The sequence below is a fragment of the Nocardioides cynanchi genome, from assembly GCF_008761635.1.
GTDB classification, from domain to species: domain Bacteria; phylum Actinomycetota; class Actinomycetes; order Propionibacteriales; family Nocardioidaceae; genus Nocardioides; species Nocardioides cynanchi.
The window spans coordinates 2082051-2106632 of sequence record NZ_CP044344.1; the positions used below are offsets into that span (position 1 = coordinate 2082051).

The following is a 24582-nucleotide window of genomic DNA, read 5'->3' on the forward strand; positions in this document are numbered from 1 at the left end:
TCAGCCGAGCCCACGCCGCTGGGTTGCGGTCTCACGCCGATGGCGTCTCCGCCCGACCAACCGGTAGCCGAGACGTGCCGGTGCCGGCACGTGCGCCAGGAAGGCCGCGCGTTCGTCGGGGTCCGCGTCCTCGAGGATGTGGCCCAGGATCACCAGGAGCCGCGGCTTCCGCATCGCCGCCATGCCACGCCGGGCCAGCTCCTCCCACTCGGCGACGGTGAGGGTCTGTGCCACCACCGGCAGGATCGACGCCTCCTCCTCGTCGAGGTGCTCGACGAGGGCGTCCGACAACCGGTCCAGCAGTGAGGCGAGCTCCCGACGCTCCGTCGGGCCGGCCGTGCCCGCGAACCTCGCGATGCCTTCGTCCAGGCCGCCGAGCAGCCCGTCGACCGCCTCGTGCTGGGTCTCCATGCGCTCCACCAACCACAGGTCGAGCGTGGCCCGTTCCCGCAGAACGGGCCACACCATCTCGTCCTCAGCAGTGTGGTGGTGATGCAGCAGGGATGTCATCTCGCGTGCGTGGGTGGCGATCACCGCGGCCCGGGCGACGTCGCCGTCCGGCACCGCGCGGACCATGCGTGGCAGCAGCGCGAACTCCCGCCGGAAGACCCGGTGGACCACCACCATGTCGTGGGTGTCGCATCCGGGCAGGGCGTTGGTGGTACTCATCGTCGTTCCTCTCGTTGACATCTGCGGTGGTCAGGGGCGTCGGGCGCTGACGACGAGCGCGAGCCCGGGTAGGTGGTAGCCGTGCTCGGTCACGCGGTCGGCCAGCGAGGCACGGGCCCGCTCCCGGATCGCCGTCGTCGCCTGCTCGTCGAGAGAGCTGAGGATCTTGGTCAGCGGCCCGGCGAGCCGGGTCGTCCACGTCCACCAGCCGTCGAAGTCGGCGGCGGTCAGCGGCTCGGAGATCTCGCTCACCGCCACCCGGGCGAGCCCGGCAGCCTCCAGCAAGCCGGCCAGGTGGCCGGCCTGCGACAGCGCGAAGGGGCCCGGGATCCCGGGCGGCGGCACCGGTCTGCCCAGCACACTCTGGACGGCCTCCATCACCACCGACAGCCACGGGTTCGCGGCCGCCGGTCCCCAGACGCTCGCCGCCAGCCGACCCCCGGGGCGCAGCACGCGGGCGATCTCCCTGGACGCGGCCGACGGGTCGACCGCGAACTGCAGGCCGTGGCGGCACAGGACCACGTCGTACGACGAGTCCGGCTCCGCGATCGACTCGATGTCCAGCGTCCGCACCTCGACGGCCTCCCGCGTCCCGGCCCGGGCCCGGGCTGCCGCCGTCATCTCGACGGCGACATCGGAGATCACCACGCGGCCACCCGGCGCCACCAGGTCGGCGACCTCCAGGCCCAGGCCGCCCGCACCCGCCGCGAGCTCCAGCACGTGGTCCCCCGGGACCGGTGCGGTGGCGGCGAGCATCGCCGCCGTCTCCGGTGCGTGGCGCGCATCCGTGTCGTCGGCGTACTCCGCCCAGGACCCGGCCACGGCCGACCACATCGCGTGCACATGGTGGCGGCGCTCTTCGGCGGAGGTGGCTCCGGGTGTCAACTGTCGTGTCGTGTGATCGGTCATGGCGCAGTTCCTCTCAATTGGTTACAGCGTATGTGTAATGAATCGCGTGCTACTGTAGCCAAATGAGTTCACGCGTCAAGTCGACAAGGGACTACCACTCCCCGCGACGGGTGCAGCAGGCCGCAGCCACGCGGCGGCACATCCTGGAGACCGCCCAGCGGGTGTTCGAGGCGGAGGGCTATGCAGCCACGTCGGTGGCTGCGGTGGCAGCCGCAGCGGAGGTCTCCTCGAAGACGCTCTACCTCGCCTTCTCGACCAAGAGCGGGCTGCTCCGGACGCTCTGGGACCAGGCGCTGGGCGGTGCGGACGACCACCAGCCCGTGACGGCACGAGCGTGGTTCCGCGAGATGCTCGACGAGCCCGACCCCGAACGGCGTCTTCGCCTCAACGCGCGCAACTCCCGCGCGGTCAAGGAGCGTGCCGGCGGTCTGCTGCGGGTGATCAGCGATGCAGCCCAGGTCGACCCGGACGCCCGCGACCTGTGGCTCCTCATCCAGACCGAGTTCCGGGACAACCAGGCCGCGGTCGTCGACCTGATCCACGAGCAGGGAGCGCTGCGCCCCGGACTCCAGGTGGACCGAGCCGCCGACATCCTGTGGACGTTCAACCATCCCGACCTGTGGCGGCTCCTGGTCGTCCAGCGCGGCTGGTCACCCGAGGAGTACGAAGCCTGGGTCGCCGACGCCGCGTGCGCGCAGCTCCTCTGACGCGGGGTGCCGACATCGGGTGAAGCGGAGCTTCGACGGAGTCCGACGCCCTGGGGCCTCTCTCCACAGCCACGGTTTGCGCCCTCGACACGGTCCTTGGCGGCGCGTAGAATCGAACACATGTTCGAGTTGTCCACCGCTCTCGCTGACCCGCGTGAGTGCCTGAACGCTGACCTGGTCACGGCGTTCCGGCGCGGGCTCTCGGCCCGCCTCGAGTCACCCGACGCGCTCGACGACGCGTCCCGGATCGACACCCTGCGCGCGCTGGAGGAGCTCGCCTGCGTGGTCTCGGCAGCGCAGGCCCACCTCGCCCACGGCCTCGACCGGTCGGTCCGGGCCGCTCAGGCGGCCGCCGGCGTCCCGGCCGCCCGGTGTGGCGCCGGGGTAGCAGCTCAGGTCGCCTGGGCACGCCGTACGTCGCCGCACCGGGGAGCGCGAGACGTCGCCCTCGCCCGGATCCTCCCGTCCGAGCTCCCCGCGACGTGGCGGGCCTGGCGCACCGGCCGGATCACCGGGTGGAAGGCCACGCTGGTCGCTCGGGAGACCGCCTGCCTGTCACGTGAGGACCGTGGCCACGTCGACGCCGTGGTCTGCGACGACCTCGATCGCCTGGAGGCGATGGGTGAGCGGGAGCTGGTGGCGGCCGTCCAGACCGAGGCCTGCCGGCTGGACCCGGCGTCCGTGGTCCTGCGACGCAGACGCGCCGAGGCTGACCGCCACGTGAGCCTGAGGCCTGCACCCGACACGATGACCTGGCTCACGGCCCTGCTCCCGGTCACCGCGGGCGTGGCCGCCTACGCCGCGCTGACGCGTGCCGCCGACTCGGCGCGGGCCGACGGCGACCCGCGCAGCAAGGGCCAGGTGATGGCCGATGCCCTGGTGGCTCGGGTGGTCGGCGCGACCGGCGATCTCCCCGGCTCCCCGGCGGTGACGCTAGGGCTGGTGATGACCGACCACGATCTCTTCGGCGGCACCGACGAGCCGGCCCACCTGGAGGGCTTCGGGCCGGTCCCGGCCGAGCTGGCTCGCGAGGTGGTGGTCGGAGCACTGACCCGGCACGAGCAGGTCTGGGTCCGCCGGCTCTACTGCCATCCACGCACCGGCGAGCTGGTCACCGCGGACACTCGCTCCCGGCTCTTCCGTGGGTCGATGGCGCGGTTCATCCGGCTCCGCGACCGCAGCTGCCGGACTCCGTGGTGCGAAGCACCCGTCCGCCACAGCGACCATCCGGTCGAGTCCGTCGCCGACGGGCCGACCAGCCTGCTCAACGGCCAGGGGCTCTGCGAGGCCTGCAACTACGCCAAGCAGGCCCCGGGCTGGCACGCCAGACCCTCACCGGGAGTCTCCGGGCACGAGGTCGAGACGACCTTCCCGACCGGGCACCGCTACCGATCGAGACCACCCCGCCTCGTCGCGACTGTGGGCCACACGCCGTACCGCGTGGACTACGTCCTCAGCGGCTGAGGCTCGAGTCGTGGCAGGGCGATTCGACGGCGGCGAGGCGGCGACGTGGTCTAGCCTCCGTGCGGAGCCGGCACCCTCGGAGTGGCGGTCGGGGAGGGCATCGTGAGGCTGCTGGTCATCGTCGTCGTGCTGCTCGCGCTGGTGTTCGGTGGCGCCGGGTACGCCTACCGCTATGCACGCGACCGGGCCGGCCGGGTCGTCCACCAGGTGGTCGACACCCAGCTGCCGCAGCGGATCCAAGAGCATCCGTGGGCACCGGTCGTCCATGGCCGGATCCTGCGCCGCGACGCGATCGTCTTCGACGGCGGGACCGTGGAGACCGTCCGCTGCCACGTGGCCCTCGGCGGCTACGGGCTCGACATCGTCCACCGCTTCTCGTTCGTCGCCTCGGCCACGCCGATCCCACGGGGCTGTCCAGGTGCGTTGCTCCGCCGCGAGCTGGCCCGCGCCTCGCGGGCCAGCGACGCCACCGCCGGCACCCGGACCACCCTCACCCTGACCGGTTCCGGCTCTGCGGTGCTCACGCTACGAGGCGTGGGTCACTGACGTTGCGCGACCGGCGCCGCCGGCCGACGGCGGACCACAGTGACCATCCGGCCCCGGCGAGGAGGCCCAGCGCCCAGGCACCCAGCTCGAGATGCCAGCCCGGCGGGTGGAAGTCGACGTGCACGACCGTGCCGCGGCTGCCCGGTGGGAGGCGGACCGTGACGAGATAGCCGTCGACGGGGTCGGCGAGCGTGCCGACGTCGGTGCTGTAGCCGGGCCACGCCAGAAGGCTGAGTACGACCGTCCCGCCTGTGGCCGGCACACCCGTGACCCGGAACGACGTGCCGCCGGTGGTCGCGTCGACCTGGGCGACCGAGGTCCCCGGCGAGGACCAGGCGACCGCTCCGGCGCCGGGCAACGGCTGACGGCGTACCCATAGGACGGTGTTGGGCGTGGTGGCCGCCACCCGCCAGCCCTGCGGCGGCCGGAGCAGGGTGTGTGACGGGAAGCTGGACCGCACCAGCACCAAGGTGCTCACGCTCAGCAGGTCGACCCGCTTTTCGCCGGTGGTCGGCTGCCGGGTGAACAAGGTCTTCAGCAGCTCGGGGCAGGTGTCGCCCTGGTAGTAGGTGCAGTAGCGCTGCTTGTAGGCGTCGAAGTTGATCGCGGTGTAGGTGCTCTGCACCGGGTGTGGGTTGAGGTACCACGCGGAGCCGAGCAGCAGGTCGCCCTCGAAGGTCGGCTGCGACCGCAGCAGCAGGTCCGCCTCGCCGACGACCATCACGTCACCGACCGCCGCTGACAGGGGTTCGCGGTACGACGCCACGGAGGTCGGCGCATGCCGCTGCGGCGAGGGAAGGGTGGGGTAGAAGGCGTGCTGTACCCCGAGCGCGACCAGGGTGACCGCGGCCGCGCACGCGGCTGCGCGGTTGCCCTGACCCTCCCGGACCAGCCACCACACCGCGGTCAGCCCACCGCCGACCAGGAAGGCGCCGACCAGGTGGGCGTCCCAGTGCGACGGAGCGCGGACGAGTGCCAGCGTGCCCGAGGCCGCCACCCAGCCCAACGACCAGCCCAGCCGGCGCCGGGACGGTCGGCGCAGCCCGAACCGGCTCCAACAGACAGCCAGCGCGACGACGACGGCCTCGACCAGGAACGGCTCCATCCGGACCGGCCAGCGCAGGGGGCCGACCTGGGAGGGTCCGTCCACCACCGCGAGGCTGATCACGAGCACCGCCAGGAGGCCGGCCAGGGGACGCCAGCCGGCACGCGCCCGGCGCCAGTCGAGCCACAGCACCACCGGCAGCAGCCACACGACGTAGAGGTACGGCTCGACGTGGCTGGTGCCCTCCGACAGCGCCGCCGTCGGAAGCAGCGAGGCGAAGACCGCCAGGGGCTCGGTGGTGAACTTGCCGCCGAACGTGAAGTAGGCCGTCGAGCGCGAGGTGACCGACGAGGTCAGGACGCCCGGCAGGTAGACGGTCACCGCGACCAGACCCAGCAGCGCGCCACTCACCAGCACGCGCAGGAACGCCGCCCGGTCGCGGGCCAGCAGGCAGTCGAGCAGGCAGGCGACGAGGACGACGACCAGCATGATCGTGCCGAACACGTAGCCGACGCTGACCTCGAGGTAGCCGAGCAGCAGCACCGGCAACGGGTTGGCCCCGAGCAGCATGGTCCGGCGCAGCGCCCACCACACCCAGGGCAGCAGCGCCCAGATCGTCTCGGCCGCCACCCAGGAGGGCAGGTCGAGGTACTGCGTCATGCCGCCCATCGGCACCGCGACCGCGGCGACGAAGGCGACCGGCGGCGGGGCGTCGTACGACCGGATCAGCCGGAAGACCCCGAGCGCGCCGACGACGGCCAGAGCGATCTTGACGACCGTGGTCAGCACGAGGGCGTTGGGGACGACGGTGGCGGCGACGCCGATCGCGATGGTCAGCGGCGACCACAGCCCCCACTGCCCCTCGGCCGCGAAGTTGCCGGACTTCCAGGCGTGCGGGTCGATGGTGGACCAGTGACCGTGCCGGACCAGGTCGCCGAGGTGGTACCACCAGCCGAAGTAGGCCGCCGGGGTGTCGCCGTACCAGAAGTAACGGGAGTCCTGGAGGAGCAGCGCGCTCAGCGCCACCGCCACCAGGAGCCCGGCGGCCAGCATCCACCTCACGTCGGCGCCGGCCGCTCCCGGCTCCGGGGATCGTCGTACGTCGGACATCGCTCAGGCAGGCTTCCGCGCGGCCAGGAACACCGACGAGCCGAAGGGCAGGTCGCGGTGGGCCAGCATCCGGGCGTCCCACCGGCACAGCCCGAGCAGGATCCGCTCCAGCCGAGGCCCCACGTCCGGCACGTCGACGACGTCGGCCGGCCCGCCCTGGCCGCGCGCGAGCCGGTGGCGCACCGCGCGCACCACCCGCTCCGCAGCGAAGGCCGGGAACACCCCGGTGAAGCCATAGGTGGCGCGCAGCACCTCGAAGCCCGCGGACTCGACGGCCGCGACCGCGCGACCGCGGGTGTAGCGGCGGTGGTGGCCGTTGGCGACGTCGTGGTCGGTCCAGGCCCACTGGTAGGCGGGCACCGAGGCGAGCAGCCGACCGCCGGGCTCGAGCACGCGTAGCAGCTCACGCAACGCGTCACCCTCCGGCTCGCAGTGCTCGATCACGTCGAAGGCGCCGACCACGTCGAAGCTGGCGTCCGCGAAGGGCAGGTGCAGGACCGAGCCGCAGACGCCGTCGGGAGCCTGCAGCCCGCGCGGGTCCAGGTCGAGGGACACCTTGAGGTCACCGGTCAACCAGCCCACGCTCGGGCCGTCGGCACTGCCCACGTCGAGCAGCCGGGCGGGCGAGCCGACGTAGGGGGTCAGCACCTGCTGCAGCAGCTCGGACCGTGCGGCGTACCACCAGTAGTCGGGCTGCAGGATCGACGGCGAGCCCCCGTGCGGGGTCGACGGCGTGGGCGCGGGCACTCGGCGAAGGCTACCGCGCGACGGACCGGCCCCCGACCCCGGCGGAAGGCCCCGCTCTGGGAAACTCGGCGGCGTGACCCGGCTCGTGCTCGCCTCCGCCTCCCCCGCCCGCCGCGCAACCCTGCGTGCCGCCGGGATCGAACCGTCCGTGGTCGTCTCCGGCGTCGACGAGTCGGTGGTGGCCGACCTGGCACCCGGGCCGCTGGCGCTCCGGCTGGCCGAGCTCAAGCGCGATGCCGTCGCCGCGGACGTGACCGACGGCTCGCTGGTGCTCGGCTGCGACTCGGTGCTGGACCTCGACGGCGAGGCGCTCGGCAAGCCCGCGGACGCCCCCGAGGCCGTACGACGGTGGGAGGCGATGCGCGGGCGCTCGGGCGTGCTGCACACCGGTCACGCGCTGCGCGACACGGCCAGCGGCCGTGAGGCCGCTGCCCTCGGCTCGACGGTCGTGCACTTCGCCGACGTCAGCGACGACGAGATCGCGGCGTACGTCGCGACCGGCGAGCCGCTCCAGGTCGCCGGCGCCTTCACCATCGACGGACTCGGTGGGGCGTTCGTGACCGGCATCGAGGGCGACCACCACAACGTCGTCGGCCTCAGCCTGCCCCTGCTGCGCGACCTGCTCGCCGAGCTCGGGCACGCCTGGACCGACCTGTGGGCGTGAGCCTCAGCTGCCGGGTCGCCGGGCCGGGTCGGGCGTCGGCTCGTCGTCGACAAGGCGCCGCTCGTCGCGCGACCCCTGGGGCAGGTGCACGAACTCACCGACCGTGACCGGCGTCCGGAAGACGTACCTGCGGAACAGGTAGAAGCGGGCGGCCTGCCCGATCAGCTGGCCGACCACGTTGCCCGCGATGTTGTCCGAGAGCGGGTCGGTCAGGTGCAGCACGTGTCGGCTCAGCCACAGGCAGCCGATCGCCAGCGGCATGGTGATCACGTTGATCACGAAGAACGCGGTGCGCCCGCCGTCGGGGTGCACCGGCGGGCGGTGCCGGAAGGTCCAGTGCCGGCTCAGCCGGTAGCTGACCAGCATGCCCACGACGTTGGCCAGCACGAACGCCAGGATCGGCTGGGTCTCGAGCCAGGGGTGGTCGGTGAGGTACAGCCCGTGCACCAGGAAGTTGAAGACCAGGAACGACGCGATCGTCGACAGTCCCCCCGTGACCATGAATCGCCCGATCTCGACGAAGACGTGAGGGACGCGCGACACGGGGGCAGTCTAGGCAAACAACCGCCGAACTCCTGTCTCAACGGGACCGGACGGGCCGCCAGGTCTCGCCGCCGTCGGCCGAGGACACCACCCCGGTCCGGGCGGGGGTCTGCGCATAGATCGTGACGGAGCCCGGCGTGAGGACCGTGTCGACGACCAGGGGTTCGGGCCGCCCGACGCCTCGCCCGGCGAAGGGGGCACCCTGCGGGAGCGGCTGCGGATGGGCCCAGTCCGGACCCCCCCAGAGTCCGAGCGGGTTGACCGAGGGGCGGCTGCCGCGCTGGTCGCTCCACCCGCCCACGTCCATGAGCAGCCGACCATCGGGGAGCGCCACGCTGGTGTCGATGTAGCCGGTCGGGTCGCTCGGCCCGTCGTACGACGTCCAGGTGCGGCCGTCGCTCCTCAGCACGCGCTCCCAGGGGAAGACGGTGTTCTCACCACCGACGACCAGCACGTGCAGGGCGTCCGAGGTGGTGGGCACGAGCTCCGCCCACTGGCCAGGGTCGAGGTGAGGCAGCGCGATCTCGTGCCACGCCGCGCCGCCGTCGGCCGACCAGAAGTAGCGCGGGTGGCCCAGGGTCAGTGCCCGCAGCTGACCGGACGGCGTCGTGCGCACCTCCTCGACACCGGCGGGGACCGACAGGGGGTGCGCCTTCCCCGTGTCGGGGTCGACGGCGAGCCAGTGCCCCTTCGAGCCGGGGACGGCGACCTCGCGAGCCGCGACCGGGCCGGCCGGGCCGGAGACCTCGATCGGGGTGACGTGGCCCGCGAGGTCGACCAGGGACCGACGTCCGCCGTTCGGTGAGATCGCGAAGTGGTCGGGGCCGGCGGGTTCGAGGTACCACCCGTTCGCCACCCGGGAGGCACCGACGCCGACCACGTGGAGGGTCCGGAACCCGTCCCCGGAGACCGCCAGCGCATAGGTGCGGTGGTAGCAGTGCCGGTCACGACACAGGTACCACTCGGAGATCCGTCGCCGCGGGTGCCCGGGCACCGCTGAGTAGGCCTCGAGCCGGGCCGCCGGGTCGGCGATGATCGCGCCGGCGGACGGGAGGTGGTGGGTCGTCGCTGTCGGGGTGGGCGCCGGCGATGGCGATGGCCCGGTGCTCGCGGTGGTCGGTGACGCCGCCGGCGGATCGGCACGGTGGCCGCTCGACGTCGTACCGCATCCGGCGAGCGCCGCACACAGCACCAGGGTCGCCAGCCGTCGCGTCGCCACACCGGTGGGACTCCCGGCCGGCCCGAAAGGTTGCGCCGTCCTGACCGACCTCAGGTCGTGGCGTCGCGGGCGGCATCCTCGACGGTCACGGCCGCGGCCGGGCGGGCGCGCTGGAGGGTCTCTGGCGACGCGAGCACGGCGAAGACCGGCAGCGCGCAGACCACGGCGCACACGACGAAGGCGGGCGGGTAGCCGGCGGCGTCGGCCACCCAACCGGTCACGACCGGCCCGAGCACCAGGCCGAGGTCACCGGCCATCTGGAAGACCGCGACCACGGTGCCGCCGGTGCCGGCCACCACGTCACCCATCACCGCACCCGGCGCGACCGCGTCCGAGGCCGCGGCCACGCCGATCAGCACGGTCGCGGTCAGCAGCCCGGCGATGGCCGGAAGAGTCGGCAGCAGCACGAACGCGAGGGCCCCGACGACGAGGCCGACGACGATCACCGGGCGCCGGCCGACCGTGTCCGCGACCTTGCCGGTGGGCAGCAGGAGGGCACCACTGACCAGGCTCACGATCAGGAACGCGGCGTACGCCCAGCCGGCCGACCGGTGCAGGTCGTCACGCACGTAGAGCGGCAGCAGCGCGGAGCGGGCACCCACCAGCACGAAGTCGCCGGCGAACGCCGCCGCGAGGGCCGCGAGGTAGGCGCGGTTGCGGAGCGCCACCGACAGCGCGAGCGGCGTCGACCGGACCGACTGCCGCGCCGCCAGCTCACTGTGTCGCAGGGCACCGAGTCCGAGCGAGCCCGCGACGACGAGTGTGCCGGCGTACAGGAAGAACGGCAGCCGCAGGGAGAACGACGCCACGGTGCCGACCGCAGGCCCGCAGACCAGCCCGACCAGGAAGGCTCCCGCCCACACCCCCTGGGCCCGGCCACGCAGGTGGCTCGGCGTGACCCGGACCAGCAGGCTGGCCGCGCTGACGCTGAACATGATCGACCCGATCCCGCCGACACCGCGCAGCACCAGCAGCTGCCAGTACGACTGGGAGAGCCCGGCCAGGGCGCTGCTCACGGCCACGACCCCGATGCCGGTGGCCAGCAACACCCGCTCGCCGAAGGCGTTGACCAGCCGGCCGACGAACGGCGCCATCAGCAGCCGCATCAGCGCGAAGGCACTCACCACCGCACCGGCCGCGGCCTTGCTCACCCCGAACTGGGTGGCGAACAGCGGCAGCGCCGGGGCGACCAGCCCGAAACCCAGGGCCACCATGAACGCGACCCCGGTCAGGGCGCGGACCTCGGGAGGGAGGTCGCGGAAGAGTCGCACTACTGGAGGCTATTGGACCGGCTACTCGACAGGGAGGCCGAGGCCGCGGGCGATCAGCATCCGCTGGACCTCGGAAGTGCCCTCGCCGATCTCGAGCACCTTGGCATCGCGGTACATCCGGGTGACGGGGTACTCCTCCATGAAGCCGTAGCCGCCGAAGACCTGGGTGGCGATCCGGGTGGCGGTCACCGCGGACTCGGTCGCGTAGAGCTTGGCGACGGCCGCCGCCTGCTTGAACTCACCGGGCTTCGGACTCGCGCCACGCAGCATCGCGTCCTTCATCGCCGCGGCCTGGTAGGTGAGCAGGCGGCTGGCCCGGAGCATCACCTCGAGGTCGGCGATCTGGAAAGCCAGCCCCTGCTTGCGGCCGATCGGGCCGCCGAAGGTCTGCCGCTCGCCGGCGTACTTCACGCTGGCGTCGACGCAGGCCTGGATGCAGCCGACCGCCAGCGCGGCGATCGCGACCCGGCCGTCGTCGAGCGTGGCCAGGAACTGCGAGAAGCCGCGACCCCGGTCGCCGAGCAGGTTGCCCTCGGGCACCCGCGCGTCCTCGAAGGTCAGGGCGTGGGTGTCCGAGGCGTGCCAGCCGAGCTTGTCGTACGGCGGCTCGGCGGTGAAGCCGTCGGTGCCGCTGGGAACGATGATCGTGGAGATCTCGGGCCGCGTGCCGGTGGTCGAGGCCCGCTCGCCGGTCCTGGCGGTGACCGTGACGCAGGAGGTGATCTCCGAGCCCGAGTTGGTGATGAACTGCTTGGCTCCGTTGACGACCCACTCGCCGCCGACCAGCTCTGCGCGGGTCCGGGTCGCGCCGGCGTCGGAGCCGGCGCCGGGCTCGGTCAGGCCGAAGCCGGCCAGCGTGGTGCCGGAGACGAGGTCGGGCAGCCAGGTGTCCTTCTGCTCCTGGGTGCCGTAGGTCTGGATCGGGTTGATCCCCAGGCCGACCGCGGCCTCGAGGGTGATCCCCATCGACTGGTCGACACGGCCGATCTCCTCGATCGCCACGCACAGGCTGCTGAAGTCGCCGTGCTCGCCGGCGCCGCCGTACTCCTCGGGGGCGGTCAGTCCCATCAGGCCGAGCTTGCCCATCTTCTGCACGACGTCGGTCGGGAAGTGGTGGTCGCGGTCCCACTGCGCGGCGTACGGCGCGATCTCGGCCTCCGCGAACTCCCGGACGCTCTGGCGGAACTCCTCGTGCTCGCGCGACAGCTCGAAACTCATGGCGCCATGCTAGCGGCCAAGGTTAACGATCGCTAACCCCTGCGGCATGACGGAGGACGTGCACGGCGTAGGTGCTGGCCTCGGTGAACGGCGCGAGGTCGTAGGACGCGTGGCGCGACTCGACGGCCAGGCCCACCGCGGCCGCGTCGGCCGCGAACTCCGCCGCGGGGTAGGGGCGGGCGGTCGACGCCGGGGCGTCGCGGAGCGAGAAGCCGACCATCATCCGCCCCTCGGGGGCCAGCAGCGCGGCCATCGCACCCAGGGCGTCGCGCTCGGTGTCGGGCGCGAGCAGGACCATCACGTTGCCCACGCACACGATCAGGTCGTACGACGTGGGGAAGCCCGCGGTGGACAGGGTCGAGGGAGTGAGCAGGTCGAGCCGCGAGGTGACCACGGGCAGCTCGGGGAAGGTGTCGCGCGACTGGTCGATCACCTCCGGGTCGAAGTCGACCCCCACCACGCGGTGCCCGCGCCCGGTCAGTGCGGCACCCACGCGGCCCATCCCCGAGCCGGCGTCCAGGATCCAGGCCCGGCGTGGCGCGAGGGCGTCCGCGAGCCGTGCCTCGCCCTCGACGTCGGCGCCCTCGGCGAGCAGCCGGGCGAAGTGCGCGCCGTAGCCGCCCTGTCCGGCGGCGCGCTCACCGGCTCGCGCCTGCTCCCACCTGGTCTCCGCCACGGCGTCACCCTAGGCGTTCGCGGCTGCGGTCGACAGCCCGACCGTCACCCCAGGAGGGAGGCCCGGACGAGTCGCAGCAGCCAGTCCTCGAGGTCGGCAGAGGTCCAGCCGCGCTCGACCAGGAGGCGCTGCTGGAGCAGAGGGTTCATCAGGATCCAGCACATGTCCACCGCGTCGGGCACGGTCAGCCCGGGCCGCAGGCCACCGACCGACTCGAGGTGGCGCACGAACATCCCGACGCCGGTGCGCCGCTCGACGTCGATCCGCTCCTGGAGGGCGGCCGCCTCGGCGTCGACGTCCTGGGCGCGGGCCAGCACCCCGGCCAGCGCGGCCACCCGCGCGCCGACCGTCATGATCTGCCCGACCCAGTGGCGGACCAGCACCTCGGGGTCGGTGACCTGCTGCATGGCCACGATGTGCGGTCGCTCGACCATCGGCACCGGCTCGTCGTCACCGACCACGGCCCAGTCCCAGGCCAGCTTCAGCAGCTCGGCCTTGGACCCGACCGAAAGGAAGACCGTGCGGCGGCCGACCCCGGCCCGCGCGGCGACGGCGTCGATCGTCGTACCGGCGTAGCCCTGGCTCTCGAACAGCTCGCGGGCCGCCGCCACGATCCGGCGCCGGGTCTGCCGGGCCGCTTCCTCCCGCGCGGGCGAGTGGTAGGTCCGTGACCGGGTCAACGTGCCTCCTGAATATCTGTTGACGAGGACCAGTGATTGGCTGCATCCTCAGTGTAGTCAAAATCGAGCTCAGCACGACGGGGGACAGAACATGCAGATCGCCATCATCGGTGCCGGCCCGGCCGGGCTCTTCCTGGGCAGCGCGCTGGCTCGCCGAGGACATCACGTCACCGCCGTCGACCGCGACGCGGGTCCGGTGGAGGGAGCCCCGTGGGCGCGGCGCGGCGTGATGCAGTTCCACCACGCGCACGCGTTCCGGCAGACGGTCGTGGAGTCCCTCGGCCGGGAGCTCCCCGAGGCCGTCGAGCTGTGGCACCGCGCCGGCGCCGAGCCGATCGTGTTCACGCCGCCGGGTGGGCCACCGACCACGTTGGGGCTGCGCTCGCGGCGCGAGACGTTCGAGCGCGTCCTGCACGCAGCGGCGGTGGCGACCCCGGGCCTCACCGTGCTCCGCGGTCACGTCGACGGGGTGCTCGCCGAAGGCGGACGCGCCGCCGGGCTGGTCGTCGACGGGGCCCGGCTCGAGGGCGACCTGGTCGTCGACGCCTCGGGGCGTGGGGGTCGGACGACCAGGTCCCTCGGCGAGCGCCGCGGCATCGGTGGTCCGTGCGGACAGGCGTACGTCGACCGGGTCTACCGGCTGCGGCCCGGCGCGGAGCCGGGGCCGATGACCAACCCGATCGCCTGGAACGCGGAGTTCGACGGCTACCTCTCCTTGATCTTCCGGCACGAGCGGGGCTACTTCTCGGTGCTGCTCGTGCGCCGCGACTCGGACCACGCCCTGCGTGGGCTGCGGCACGTGGAGGCGTTCGAGGCGGCCACCCGGGCGATCCCGGGGCTGGACGTGTGGACCGATCCGGAGCGCTCGGAGCCGGTCACGCCCGTGCTGGCCGGCGGTGCGCTGCTCAACGTCTATCGCGGTCAGGTCACTCCCGAGGGTGACCTGGTGCTGCCGGGTCTGTTCTTCGTCGGCGACAGCGTGGCCACGACCACGCCGGTCTTCGGCCGCGGCCTGACCACGACGCTGTGGCAGTGCGAGTCCCTGCTCAGCCTGCTCGACCAGGACTCCGACGACCTGGCCGGCGTCGGGCTCGCGCTCGACGAGTGGGGCGAGGCGATGATGCGCCCCTGGGTCGAGGACCACATCCACCTCGACACCGCCCGCGTCGCCCGCTGGAACGGCGCGGACATCGACCTCGACGCCCCGCTCCCCTCCGACCTGATCCTGACCGCGGCCGAGGTCCGCCCCGAGATCATGGGCTCGGCGCAGGGCTACCTGTCCATGGCGGCGCTGCCGGCGACGCTGCGGGCGGCCGAGCCGATCGCGCGCGAGGTGTACGCCGGAGGATGGCGTCCGACGTTCGCCCCCGGACCCACGCGAGACGAGCTCGCCGCGCTGGTGGCGGAGTCGGTGGTCGAGCCTCAGCCGGCCTGAGCCAGGGCGTCCTCGAGTGCGGCGAGCACCAGCAGCGCCGCGTCGGGGCGGGCGTTGTGTCCCATCAGGCCGATCCGCCAGACCGTGCTCGCGTAGGCGCCGGCGCCCGCACCGATCTCGAGGCCGTGCACCTCGAGCAGGTGACGGCGTACGGCGGCCGAGTCGACGCTGTCGGGCACCTTGACGGTGGTCAGCTCGGGAAGCCGCCACCCCTCGGCGGCGAAGAGCTCGAGGCCCATCGCCTCCAGGCCGTCCTGGAGGCGGCGACCGGCGTCCTCGTGCCGGGCCCAGACCGCGGGCAGGCTCTCGTCGAGGATCCGGGCCAGGGCGGCGTGCAGGCTGACCACCATCGCGACGGGGGCCGTGTGGTGGTAGGTCCTGCCGCCGCCCTTCACGCCCGCCTCGCCGACGTAGCCGCCGAGCAGGTTGAGGTCGAGGTACCAGCTGCGCGGCTTCTCGACGCGGCGCTCGAAGGCCCGGTCGCCGATCGTGAACGGTGCCAGCCCGGGCGCGACGCCGAGGCACTTCTGGGTCCCGGCGTAGCCGACGTCGATGCCCCAGTCGTCGGCCGCGAGCTCGATGCCGGCGATGCTGGTGACCGCGTCGGTGACCAGCAGCGCGTCGCCCTTGCCGGCGCCGAGGGCGGCGATGTCGGAGCGCACGCCGGTGCTGGTCTCGGCGTGCACGGCCGCGATGATGGCCGGGCTCGGGTGCGCCGACAGCACCCGGTCGACGTCCACCGGCTGACCCCACCCGTGCTCGACCGCGACCACCTCGGCACCGCAGCGCGCAGCGACGTCGCACATCCGCTGGCCGAACAGCCCGTTCACCGCGACCACCACCACGTCGCCGTCGTGGACGGTGTTGACGAACGCCGCCTCCATCCCGGCCGACCCGGTCGCCGAGATCGGCAGGGTGCGAGCGTTGGTCGTGCCCCAGACGGTGCGCAGCATCTCGCAGGCCTCGTCCATGATCGCCAGGAACGCGGGGTCGAGGTGCCCGAGCAGGGGCCTGGCCAGGGCGTCGGTCGCCTCCGGGTAGGGGTTGGAGGGGCCGGGGCCGAAGAGGTGGCGTTCGGTGATCACACGCTCGAGGCTAGCGACCGTCGAGGATGGCGCCGGGGTTCAGGATGCCGTCGGGGTCCAGGGCGCGCTTGATCGTGAGGGTCAGGGCCATCACGTCGGGGCCGAGCTGGTCGGGCAGCGCGATCGCCTTGGCCTTGCCCACTCCGTGCTCGCCGGTGATCGTGCCGCCGAGGGCGATCGCCGCGGCCATCACCTCCCCGAACGCCGCCCGGGCCCTTCGTTCCGAGTCCGCGTCGGCCGGGTCGTAGACGATGTTGGGGTGGGTGTTGCCGTCGCCGGCGTGCGCGACCACCGGGATCTCGACGTCGTACGACGTGGCGATCCGACCGATCGCGTCGAGCAGGTCCGGCAGCAGCGGGATCGGCACACCGACGTCCTCGAGCAGCAGCGAGCCGCGCGCCTCGAGGGCCGGGAACGACATCCGGCGGGCCTGCACGAACTGCTCGCCCTCGGCCGCGTCGTCGGTCGCGAAGCACTCGACGGCACCAGCCGCCTCGCACGCGGCCTGCATGGTCGCGAGCTCGGCCGAGCGCACCTCCCCCGGCGCGTCGGACTGCACGATCAGCAGCGCACCGGCGTCGCGGTCGAGGCCCATCGGCCGGTGGTCCTCGACGGCGTTGACCGAGTCGCGGTCCATCAGCTCGCACAGGCACGGACGCATCGTCGATCGCATCGTGACCACGGCCTCGGCAGCCGCGTGCACGGTCGGGAACGTCGCGACCAGCGTCGACCGGGCCGCCTGGGCCGGCACCAGGCGCAGGATCGCCCGGGTCACGATCCCGAGCGTCCCCTCACTGCCGACGAACAGCTTGACGAGGCTCAGTCCGGCGACGTCCTTGATGCGCTTGCCACCCAGGGTGACCAGGGTGCCGTCGGCGAGCACCACGTCGAGCCCGAGCACGTAGTCGGTGGTCACGCCGTACTTCACGCAGCACAGGCCGCCGGCGTTGGTCGCGACGTTGCCCCCGATCGAGCAGATCTCGTACGACGAGGGGTCCGGGGGGTACCACAGCCCGGCCTCGGCGGCCGCGGCCTTGACGTCCTTGTTGAAGGCGCCCGGCTGCACCACGGCGACCTGGCAGGAGGTGTCGATCTCGATCTCGGCCATCCGCTCGAGGCTGAGCACGATGCCGCCGTCGACCGCGCTGGCGCCGCCCGAGAGCCCGCTGCCGGCGCCGCGCGGCACCACGGGCACCCGGTGCGCCGCCGCCCACCGCACCGCGATCTGCACCTGGGCGGCGTCCTCGGCCCGGACCACCGCTTCGGGGGTGCCCGCCGACGGGTCACGCGACCAGTCGTGGCGGTACTTCTCGGTCGCCGCCGGGTCGGTCACCACCACGTCGCCGGGCAGAGCCGCCCGCAGCTCCTCCAGCGCGTCCATGGGGATCATGCAACCACGGTGGCCGGCGCGGCACCGGAGCGTCGCCGGAAGTTCAGCGGACGGAGGGGTGACGTGGGGGCCGCGCAGTGGCAGGGTCTGCTGACGAACCATCATCTCGGTACTAGGAGCTCAGCCGCATGTCTCGACACCTCCATGCGACGAGTCGCCGCGTCCTCTCGGGCGCCGCCGGCGCCGGCCTGCTGACCGCCGCCCTCGTCGTTCCCGCCCTCACCGGGGCCGCCACCTCAGCCGTCGGGGCGACCCCCGCGACGGCGTCCACCTGCGACCTCGGCAACGGGGTGCAGCACGTCATCAACATCGTCTTCGACAACGTGCACTTCTTCCGGGACAACCCGAACGTGCCGTCCGACCTGGAGCAGATGCCGCACCTGCTCAGCTTCCTGGAGTCCAACGGCACGGTGTACTCCAACACCCACACGCCGATGATCGCGCACACCGCCGACGACAGCCTGTCGATCTACACGGGCCTGTACGGCGACCGGCACGGCCAGCCGCTGACGAACAGCTTCAACACCTACAACCCGGACGGCTCCACGGACCCGGCGACCTCGTTCACCTACTGGACCTCGCCGATCATCGACACCAAGACGAGTCCGCCCCTGCCGAACCCGGTCGACAAGGCGCCGTCGATGACCTACTCGGACACCGTGCCGGCCAGCGGCGCACCCGACCGGACGCCACCCGCACCATGGGTGCCCTTCACCCGCGCCGGGTGCTCCGTCGGCGACTTCTCGACGGCCAACATGGTGCTCGAGAACGCCGCGGGCGACGTCCCGACGGTGTTCGGGGCCGGCTCACCCGAGGCCGCGCAGACCGCTGCCGACCCGGACCGGTTCAAGGGCGTCGAGGTCGCGCAGTACGTCGGAGAGGCGGTCCACTGCGCCCAGAACGCCACGATCTGCGCGAGCTCCTCCCGTGCGGTCACCGACAGCCTGCCGGACGAGCCGGGCGGCTACCACGGCTTCCAGGCGCTGTTCGGCGCGAAGTACGTCGCCCCGGCGATCGGCGGTGGCCCGAACACGACGCACAACGGCTACCAGGTGACGGACGCGAACGGGAACCTCGTCGACCTGGACGGGAACACGCTGCAGGAGCCGTTCACGCACGCGCCCGGCTTCCCCGGCTTCAGCCCCACCGCCTCGCAGAGCCTGGCCGTCCTGGCCGACATGCAGGAGGCGGGGATCCCGGTGACCTACGGCTACATCTCCGACACCCACGACAAGAAGAGCGGGGCGACCGGCTGCACGTCGCCGGGCAACGCCCTCGGCCCCGGTGACGCCTGCTACGTCGCCGCGCTCCGCGACTACGACCGCGCCTTCAGCACCTGGCTCCAGCGCCTCGCCGCCGACGGCATCACGCCGGCCAACACCGAGTTCGTGATCGGGGCGGAGGAGAACGACCAGTTCGCCGGTGCGAACGTCGGCCGGGCCACCCAGCCCACGCCGGCCGGCTGCGACGGTGTGACCACGCCGTGCCACTACACGGCATCGCAGGACGGCGAGCTCGCGGCCAACATCAAGGGTCTGCTCTCGACCACCGCCAGCGCCGGGACGCAGTACGACGTCGACCCCCAGGGCGCCTCGATCTACGTCCACGGCCAGCCGGCTGCCGACGACCCACGGGTGCGGCAGATGGAGCGGGACACCGCGGCGATGACCTCGAGCCTCACCTACAGCGGGGTGCCGAACGAGAAGATCGTCAAGTACCAGGCCGGCGCGCTCGAGCAGCGGGTGCTGCACATGCAGACGAACGACCGGCTGCGCACGCCGACGTACTCGATCTTCCCGATGCCGGACTACTTCTTCGGCACGACCGGACCGAACGTGGCGTTCAACAACGGGTTCGCCTACGACCACGGTTACTACTCCCCCAACATCGACATCACCTGGGCCGGCATCGTCGGGCCGGGAGCGGCGGTCAACGGCGTCGACGGGCCGGGGCCCGCGGAGGGGAACGAGTCGCACGACCCGAGCTCCACGCACACGGTGCCCGAAGCGAGCACGCGTGGCACCTGGATCGAGGAGGCAGACCTGCGACCCACACTCCTGCACCTCGTCGGGTTGCACGACGACTACCAGACGGACGGCCAGGTGATCACCCAGGCGCTGAGCGCTCCGAGCGCGACGCTCCGGCAGACCGCGGAGCTCGGCGCCCTGTACCGCCAGATCAACTCGAGCGTCGGCGCCCTGGCGACCGACACGTTGATCGCGAACTCGAAGGCGCTGGCGAGCGGCTCGGGCGCGGACGACTCGGCGTACACGACCGAGCAGGACGCGTTGCTGGCGTTGGCCGACCACCGCGACCAGGTCGCCGCCCGCATGAAGGCGACGCTCGCTCGCGCCGCTGCGGGCACCGCGCCCGGTCACGGTGAGCTGCAGTCCGAGCTGGCACAGGGGAAGGCGCTGCTGAAGCAGGCGGCCCAACTGGCCGCCCACACCTGACAGCGGAGGACGCGGACGGGTCGCGTGCGACCCGTCCGCGTCCGCCGCCTCAGGCCTTCACGCCGGTGGCGGGACCGGCCGCCAGGTCGATCCGCACCGCCTCGGCGGTCGGGGTCGACACCAGCCCGAAGGTCTCCTGCGCGGCGGTCGAGTCGAGCACGAACGGGCCACGGAACTGGTGCTGCGTCTCGCGCAGCTCCTTCGCCATCGGGTTGACCAGGCCGGCCGCCCAGAGCACGGCGTAGGGCATGGCGGTGAGCTTCGGACGCGCTCCGAGCTCGGCCGCCGCGATGGAGGTGAGCTCGCGGAGGGTCCGCGGCTCGTCGCTGGGCACGTGCCAGGCGCGACCCCAGGCGCGCTCGTCGTACACCCCGGTGACGAGCAGGGCGGCGACGTCGTCGACGCAGGTCCACGTGTGGGGCGCGTCGAGGTCGGCCGGGACGTAGGCGCGGCGGCCCTTGCGGAGAGCCGGCGTGACCAGGACCGACAGCAGGGAGTTGCCGCCGAGGTAGTCGCTCCCCCGCACCTCGAAGGTCCGGATCCGGCCGGCCTCGTGGGCGGCCAGGGCGTCGTTCCACATCCGGATACGCACCCGGCCCTTGTGCCCCGTGGCCGCCAGGGGGGTCCGCTCCGTGATCGGGCCGTCGACGCGGCCGTAGCCGTAGAGGTTGCCCACGGTCGCCAGCACCGCGCCGCTCGACTCCGCGGCGCCGAGCAGGGCCGCCGCGACGGGCGGCCAGTCGGTCACCCACCGCGAGTACGTCGGGTTCACGCAGTTGTAGATAGCGACGGCGCCCTCGGCCAGCTCGGCGAGACGGGCGCTGTCGGCGGCGTCGGCAGCGACCAGCTCCGCGCCCTCGGGACCGGTCCCGCTCCGGGTGACGACGCGCACGTGGTGACCGGCTGCGAGCAGGCGGCGTGCGGTGGCGGCGCCGACCGGTCCGGCGCCGACAACGAGGTGAGTGTCCATGGTTCCTCCGTAGAATTCAGATCAGTGCTCTTGTTTTAGAGCATTGCTCACATTTCGGGAGATTGCAAGAGCAGTGCTCACATTTATGTGGCACACTCCTCCCATGACGGAGCGAGCTCCCGGACCCCGCGCCCGGGCCAGGGCCCAGACCATCGACGACATCAAGCGGGTCGCGCGCCTTCATCTGGCCACCGCCGGGGCCGACCTCTCCCTGCGCTCGGTCGCCCGGGAGCTCGGCATGGTCTCCTCGGCCGTCTACCGCTACTTCGAGAGCCGCGACGCGTTGCTCACGGCGATCATCATCGACGCGTACGACGAGATGGGCGAGGCGGTCGAGCGCGCGGAGTCCGGCGTACGTCGCAGCGACCTGCGTGGGCGTTGGCAGGCCGCCGGGCACGCCGTGCGGGACTGGAGCCGCGGCCACCCGGCCGAGTACGGCCTGCTCTACGGCACCCCGGTGCCGGGGTACTCCGCGCCCGAGGACACGATCGGCCCGGCCAGCCGCCCGGTGGTCGTGATGACCGCCATCCTCCGGGACGGGCTCGAGCGCGGGATCCTGGTTCCGGCCCCCCACGAACGGCTGCCGGCCACCACCCGCGCCGACCTCGAGGGGATCACCGAGGTGCCGGGCTTCGACGGCGTGACACCCGCGATCCTCGCCCGCGGCATGGGCGTGTGGGCAGCGCTCTTCGGACTGGTCAGCTTCGAGCTGTTCGGCCGGCTCACCAACGCGGTGCACGACTACGACGCGTGGTTCGACTACCAGCTGCGCCTGCTCACCCGCGAGCTCGGCCTCTGACCGGGCCGGCCCTCAGGCGCGGGCAACGACCTCGAAGCGGTGCCAGTGCTTGGGGCCGGCGTAGGCCTGGCCCTCCTCCTCGATCTCGTGGAGGGAGCGGACGTCGAGCCCGACGAGCAGGTCCGCGAGGCGCTCGCGGGTGACGAAGGTCAGGTCCGGCTCGGCCGCCCACGCGTCCCGGACCCCGAACAGGTCCACGGCGACCAGACCGCCGGGCTCGACGGCCGCGCGGATCGACCGCCACATGTCGTCGAAGCGATGGGGCGGGCAGAACGGCAGCGCGAAGCCGGCGTAGACCAGGTCCGCGCTCGGGATCTCGGCCTCCTCCATCGGGCTCGGTACGGCGGTCAGGCGGCCGCCGTGCTCGGGCAGCTGGGCGAGGCGCCGCATCGAGTCCGGAGACGAGTCGATCGCCGTGACCGAGAACCCCGCGTCCAGCAGCGCCCTGGTCTCGATGCCCGACCCGCACCCCACGTCGACGGCCGCGGCGCCCGCCGCCACCTCGCCGTACTCCTCCAGGGCCCGCACGAGCAGCGGCCGCGGGGGCCGGTCACCGAGGTAGGCGTAGTACCCGGCCCAGTCGAGGCCGTCGTCCATCTGGTCCGCCATGGCGGCAGGGTAGACCGGGCGGAAGCGGCGACGCCATCGTGGCGATAGTGTGCACGGCGGAGTCCGAACCCGAACTTGGCCCCATCCCAGGAGTGCGCCTTGCCCGACGTGAAGCCCCTGCAGAAGGTCCTGATCGCCAACCGCGGCGAGATCGCCGTCCGCGTGATCCGCGCCTGCAAGGACGCCGGCATCGGCAGTGTCGCGGTGTACGCCGAGCCCGACCGTGACGCGCTGTTCGTGCGGCTGGCCGACGAGGCCCACAGCCTGCACGGCACCACGCCCGCCGACTCCTACCTCGACATCGACAAGATCGTGAAGGTCGCCCTCGACACCGGCGCCGACTCCGTGCACCCGGGCTACGGCTTCCTGGCGGAGAACCGAGGGTTCGCCCAGGCCGTGCTGGACGCCGGGCTGGTCTGGATCGGGCCGCCGCCCGAGGCGATCGAGAGTCTCGGCGACAAGGTCAGGGCGCGCCACATCGCGGAGAAGGTCGGCGCTCCCCTGGTCGCCGGCACCAAGGACCCCCTCGAGGGACCCGAGGAGGCCGTCGCCTTCGCCCGGGAGCACGGCCTGCCGATCGCGATCAAGGCGGCGTTCGGCGGCGGCGGGCGAGGCCTCAAGGTGGCCCGCGAGATCGACGAGGTCGCCGACATGTTCGAGTCGGCGGTGCGTGAGGCCGTCAGCGCCTTCGGTCGCGGCGAGTGCTTCGTGGAGAAGTACCTCGACCAGCCGCGCCACGTCGAGACCCAGTGCCTCGCCGACCAGCACGGCAACGTCGTGGTGGTCTCGACCCGCGACTGCTCGCTCCAGCGCCGCCACCAGAAGCTGGTCGAGGAGGCCCCCGCGCCGTACCTCACCGCCGACCAGGTCGCGAAGCTCTACGCGTCGTCCAAGGCGATCCTGCGCGAGGCGGGGTACGTCGGAGCAGGCACCTGCGAGTTCCTGGTCGGCCAGGACGGCACGATCAGCTTCCTCGAGGTCAACACCCGGCTCCAGGTCGAGCACCCGGTCTCCGAGGAGGTCACCGGCCTCGACCTGGTCCGCGAGATGTTCCGGATCGCGGCGGGCGAGGAGCTGGGCTACGACGACCCGGAGGTCTCGGGGCACGCGATCGAGTTCCGGATCAACGCCGAGGACGGCGGCAACAACTTCATGCCCGCGCCGGGCACGCTGTCCCGCTGGGAGCCGCCGAGCGGGCCCGGCGTCCGGGTCGACGGCGGTTACGTCGCGGGCGAGACGATCCCCGGAGCCTTCGACTCGCTGATCGCCAAGCTGATCGTGAGCGGTCGCGACCGCACCCAGGCGCTGGAGCGCGCGCGCCGGGCGTTGGCGGAGTTCGTGGTCGACGGGATGCCGACGGTGATCCCGTTCCACCGCGCGGTGGTCGACGACCCGGCGTTCGTCGGCGAGGGCACCGACACCGACGGTCACTTCTCCGTCTACACGTCGTGGATCGAGACCGAGTTCGACAACCGGATCACGCCGTACGCCGGAGCCGTCGCCGACGGCGCCGACCCCGACGAGCGGCAGACCGTCGTGGTCGAGGTCGGTGGCCGGCGGATCGAGGTGTCGCTCCCCGGTGGCCTCGGCTCGGTCGGGAGCGCCGGCTCCGGTGGCGGCGCCCGCAAGCCCAAGCGGTCGTCGGCGAAGCGGGCCGGCGCGGCCGCGAGCGGCGACTCGGTGACCAGCCCGATGCAGGGCACGATCGTGAAGGTCGCCGTCGAGGAGGGCCAGGCGGTCGCCGAGGGCGACGTGATCGTGGTCCTGGAGGCGATGAAGATGGAGCAGCCGCTCAAGGCGCACAAGGCGGGCACGGTCACCGGCCTGCAGGCGGAGGTCGGAGCCACGGTCACCAACGGAGCCGTCGTCTGCGAGCTCAAGGACTGATGGAGCTCCGGGCGCCGAGCGAGCGGGTCAGCCCGAAGGCGCGGCTGATGTGGTTCTGCACCGACGCCCTGCGCGCGGCGGTGCTGATGGCGTTCCTGGTGATGACCAGCGGGCCGTGGGACTGGTGGACCATCCCGACCTGGGTGCTCGTGTCGCTCGGCGCCGGGCTGCTGGCGTACGCCGTCCTGGTGCCGCAGTGGCGCTACCTCGTGCACCGGTGGGAGGTCACCGACACCGCGGTCTACACCCAGACCGGCTGGTGGGCCCGGGAGCGGCGGATCGCGCCGATGTCGCGGGTGCAGACCGTCGACCACCGCGAGGGTGCGGTCGCGCGGCTGTTCGGGCTGGCGACCGTGCGAGTCACCACCGCGTCGTCGGCCGGAGCCCTGACCATCGAGGGGCTCGACCGGTTGCGGGCGGTCGCGATCGTGGCCGACCTGACCCGGATGGCCGACTCGGTGCCGGGCGACGCCACGTGACACCGAC

General features: G+C 72.7%; 23 protein-coding genes. 9 read left to right on the plus strand and 14 right to left on the minus strand.

The genetic code is table 11. The annotated features are described in order from the left end of the window. Both E3N83_RS10175 and E3N83_RS10180 read right to left on the minus strand, forming a co-directional pair. On the minus strand, positions 1 to 669 hold the full coding sequence (locus E3N83_RS10175; protein WP_202879193.1) for a hemerythrin domain-containing protein: 669 nt from the start codon (positions 667 to 669) through the stop codon (positions 1 to 3). 30 nt (positions 670 to 699) lie between these two features. Then, positions 700 to 1503, minus strand: coding sequence for a class I SAM-dependent methyltransferase (locus tag E3N83_RS10180; RefSeq protein WP_238342852.1), 804 nt, complete (start codon positions 1501 to 1503; stop codon positions 700 to 702). Positions 1504 to 1640: 137 nt separating this feature from the next. Here E3N83_RS10180 and E3N83_RS10185 point away from each other — a divergent pair, with 137 nt between their 5' ends. The 3 genes from E3N83_RS10185 to E3N83_RS10195 all read left to right on the plus strand — a co-directional run bounded on the left by E3N83_RS10185 (position 1641) and on the right by E3N83_RS10195 (position 4295). Further along, a complete protein-coding gene (locus E3N83_RS10185; protein ID WP_151083159.1) occupies positions 1641 to 2285 on the plus strand; it encodes a TetR/AcrR family transcriptional regulator in 645 nt (214 codons plus the stop codon). A 120-nt stretch (positions 2286 to 2405) separates the two neighbouring features. Then, positions 2406 to 3749 carry a DUF222 domain-containing protein gene (locus tag E3N83_RS10190; protein ID WP_151083160.1) on the plus strand — a complete coding sequence of 448 codons (1344 nt, stop codon included), beginning with the start codon at positions 2406 to 2408 and terminating at the stop codon, positions 3747 to 3749. A 102-nt stretch (positions 3750 to 3851) separates the two neighbouring features. After that, positions 3852 to 4295, plus strand: a complete 444-nt coding sequence (locus E3N83_RS10195) for a hypothetical protein (protein ID WP_151083161.1) — start codon at positions 3852 to 3854, stop codon at positions 4293 to 4295. Here E3N83_RS10195 and E3N83_RS10200 read toward each other — a convergent pair. Both E3N83_RS10200 and E3N83_RS10205 read right to left on the minus strand, forming a co-directional pair. Beyond that, positions 4270 to 6450 carry a hypothetical protein gene (locus tag E3N83_RS10200; RefSeq protein WP_151083162.1) on the minus strand — a complete coding sequence of 727 codons (2181 nt, stop codon included), beginning with the start codon at positions 6448 to 6450 and terminating at the stop codon, positions 4270 to 4272. The genes E3N83_RS10195 and E3N83_RS10200 overlap by 26 nt on opposite strands. A gap of 3 nt (positions 6451 to 6453) precedes the next feature. Beyond that, positions 6454 to 7197: a class I SAM-dependent methyltransferase gene (locus tag E3N83_RS10205; RefSeq protein WP_151083163.1), complete on the minus strand. Its 744-nt coding sequence runs from the start codon at positions 7195 to 7197 to the stop codon at positions 6454 to 6456. 73 nt (positions 7198 to 7270) lie between these two features. Here E3N83_RS10205 and E3N83_RS10210 point away from each other — a divergent pair, with 73 nt between their 5' ends. After that, entirely contained in the window at positions 7271 to 7861 is a 591-nt protein-coding gene (locus tag E3N83_RS10210; RefSeq protein WP_151083164.1) for a Maf family protein, read from the plus strand. A gap of 3 nt (positions 7862 to 7864) precedes the next feature. On the opposite strand, the gene E3N83_RS10215 is transcribed toward E3N83_RS10210, so the two are convergent. The 6 genes from E3N83_RS10215 to E3N83_RS10240 are packed head-to-tail and all read right to left on the minus strand — an operon-like array spanning position 7865 to position 13468. Beyond that, on the minus strand, positions 7865 to 8404 hold the full coding sequence (locus E3N83_RS10215; RefSeq protein WP_151083165.1) for a GtrA family protein: 540 nt from the start codon (positions 8402 to 8404) through the stop codon (positions 7865 to 7867). Positions 8405 to 8441: 37 nt separating this feature from the next. Beyond that, complete coding sequence (locus E3N83_RS10220) at positions 8442 to 9623, minus strand: hypothetical protein (protein WP_151083166.1); 1182 nt, start codon at positions 9621 to 9623, stop codon at positions 8442 to 8444. A 50-nt stretch (positions 9624 to 9673) separates the two neighbouring features. Further along, positions 9674 to 10894, minus strand: a complete 1221-nt coding sequence (locus E3N83_RS10225) for an MFS transporter (protein ID WP_151083167.1) — start codon at positions 10892 to 10894, stop codon at positions 9674 to 9676. Between the two features lie 21 nt (positions 10895 to 10915). Next, positions 10916 to 12112, minus strand: a complete 1197-nt coding sequence (locus E3N83_RS10230) for an acyl-CoA dehydrogenase family protein (protein ID WP_151083168.1) — start codon at positions 12110 to 12112, stop codon at positions 10916 to 10918. Between the two features lie 22 nt (positions 12113 to 12134). Continuing rightward, on the minus strand, positions 12135 to 12788 hold the full coding sequence (locus E3N83_RS10235; RefSeq protein WP_151083169.1) for a class I SAM-dependent methyltransferase: 654 nt from the start codon (positions 12786 to 12788) through the stop codon (positions 12135 to 12137). A 44-nt stretch (positions 12789 to 12832) separates the two neighbouring features. Then, positions 12833 to 13468, minus strand: coding sequence for a TetR/AcrR family transcriptional regulator (locus E3N83_RS10240; RefSeq protein ID WP_151083170.1), 636 nt, complete (start codon positions 13466 to 13468; stop codon positions 12833 to 12835). 91 nt (positions 13469 to 13559) lie between these two features. Here E3N83_RS10240 and E3N83_RS10245 point away from each other — a divergent pair, with 91 nt between their 5' ends. After that, the gene (locus E3N83_RS10245; RefSeq protein ID WP_151083171.1) at positions 13560 to 14903 is read left to right on the plus strand and encodes an FAD-dependent monooxygenase; all 1344 of its coding nucleotides are present in this window, start codon (positions 13560 to 13562) and stop codon (positions 14901 to 14903) included. Here E3N83_RS10245 and E3N83_RS10250 read toward each other — a convergent pair. Then, a complete protein-coding gene (locus E3N83_RS10250) occupies positions 14891 to 15988 on the minus strand; it encodes a pyridoxal-phosphate-dependent aminotransferase family protein (protein WP_151083172.1) in 1098 nt (365 codons plus the stop codon). The genes E3N83_RS10245 and E3N83_RS10250 overlap by 13 nt on opposite strands. Before the next feature lie 10 nt (positions 15989 to 15998). After that, entirely contained in the window at positions 15999 to 17378 is a 1380-nt protein-coding gene (locus E3N83_RS10255; protein ID WP_337692346.1) for an FAD-binding oxidoreductase, read from the minus strand. A 128-nt stretch (positions 17379 to 17506) separates the two neighbouring features. On the opposite strand from E3N83_RS10255, the gene E3N83_RS10260 reads away from it, so the two are divergent. Next, positions 17507 to 19831 (plus strand): hypothetical protein, encoded by a 2325-nt coding sequence (locus E3N83_RS10260; protein ID WP_151083173.1) that lies wholly within the window; start codon positions 17507 to 17509, stop codon positions 19829 to 19831. 49 nt (positions 19832 to 19880) lie between these two features. On the opposite strand, the gene E3N83_RS10265 is transcribed toward E3N83_RS10260, so the two are convergent. After that, the gene (locus E3N83_RS10265) at positions 19881 to 20801 is read right to left on the minus strand and encodes an NAD-dependent epimerase/dehydratase family protein (protein WP_151083174.1); all 921 of its coding nucleotides are present in this window, start codon (positions 20799 to 20801) and stop codon (positions 19881 to 19883) included. A 103-nt stretch (positions 20802 to 20904) separates the two neighbouring features. Between E3N83_RS10265 and E3N83_RS10270 the strand changes: the two genes are divergently transcribed. Further along, a complete protein-coding gene (locus E3N83_RS10270; protein WP_151083175.1) occupies positions 20905 to 21600 on the plus strand; it encodes a TetR/AcrR family transcriptional regulator in 696 nt (231 codons plus the stop codon). Between the two features lie 12 nt (positions 21601 to 21612). Here E3N83_RS10270 and E3N83_RS10275 read toward each other — a convergent pair whose 3' ends face one another. After that, positions 21613 to 22209: a class I SAM-dependent methyltransferase gene (locus E3N83_RS10275; protein ID WP_202879195.1), complete on the minus strand. Its 597-nt coding sequence runs from the start codon at positions 22207 to 22209 to the stop codon at positions 21613 to 21615. A gap of 99 nt (positions 22210 to 22308) precedes the next feature. Between E3N83_RS10275 and E3N83_RS10280 the strand changes: the two genes are divergently transcribed. Together E3N83_RS10280 and E3N83_RS10285 are read left to right on the plus strand one after the other, a co-directional pair. Beyond that, complete coding sequence (locus E3N83_RS10280) at positions 22309 to 24096, plus strand: acetyl/propionyl/methylcrotonyl-CoA carboxylase subunit alpha (protein ID WP_238342853.1); 1788 nt, start codon at positions 22309 to 22311, stop codon at positions 24094 to 24096. Next, positions 24096 to 24575, plus strand: coding sequence for a PH domain-containing protein (locus E3N83_RS10285; protein ID WP_202879196.1), 480 nt, complete (start codon positions 24096 to 24098; stop codon positions 24573 to 24575). The genes E3N83_RS10280 and E3N83_RS10285 overlap by 1 nt, the downstream gene beginning before the upstream one ends. Positions 24576 to 24582 lie beyond the last annotated feature (7 nt).

Coding starts and splice junctions, on each gene's coding strand:
- E3N83_RS10285 (WP_202879196.1), top strand. CDS start 24,096: ATGGAGCTCCGGGCGCCGAGCGAGCGGGTCAGCCCGAAGGCGCGGCTG.
- E3N83_RS10175 (WP_202879193.1), bottom strand. CDS start 669: ATGAGTACCACCAACGCCCTGCCCGGATGCGACACCCACGACATGGTG.
- E3N83_RS10275 (WP_202879195.1), bottom strand. CDS start 22,209: ATGGCGGACCAGATGGACGACGGCCTCGACTGGGCCGGGTACTACGCC.
- E3N83_RS10245 (WP_151083171.1), top strand. CDS start 13,560: ATGCAGATCGCCATCATCGGTGCCGGCCCGGCCGGGCTCTTCCTGGGC.
- E3N83_RS10190 (WP_151083160.1), top strand. CDS start 2,406: ATGTTCGAGTTGTCCACCGCTCTCGCTGACCCGCGTGAGTGCCTGAAC.
- E3N83_RS10255 (WP_337692346.1), bottom strand. CDS start 17,378: ATGATCCCCATGGACGCGCTGGAGGAGCTGCGGGCGGCTCTGCCCGGC.
- E3N83_RS10270 (WP_151083175.1), top strand. CDS start 20,905: ATGACGGAGCGAGCTCCCGGACCCCGCGCCCGGGCCAGGGCCCAGACC.
- E3N83_RS10260 (WP_151083173.1), top strand. CDS start 17,507: ATGTCTCGACACCTCCATGCGACGAGTCGCCGCGTCCTCTCGGGCGCC.
- E3N83_RS10265 (WP_151083174.1), bottom strand. CDS start 20,801: ATGGACACTCACCTCGTTGTCGGCGCCGGACCGGTCGGCGCCGCCACC.
- E3N83_RS10230 (WP_151083168.1), bottom strand. CDS start 12,112: ATGAGTTTCGAGCTGTCGCGCGAGCACGAGGAGTTCCGCCAGAGCGTC.
- E3N83_RS10185 (WP_151083159.1), top strand. CDS start 1,641: ATGAGTTCACGCGTCAAGTCGACAAGGGACTACCACTCCCCGCGACGG.
- E3N83_RS10200 (WP_151083162.1), bottom strand. CDS start 6,450: ATGTCCGACGTACGACGATCCCCGGAGCCGGGAGCGGCCGGCGCCGAC.
- E3N83_RS10180 (WP_238342852.1), bottom strand. CDS start 1,503: ATGTGGTCGGCCGTGGCCGGGTCCTGGGCGGAGTACGCCGACGACACG.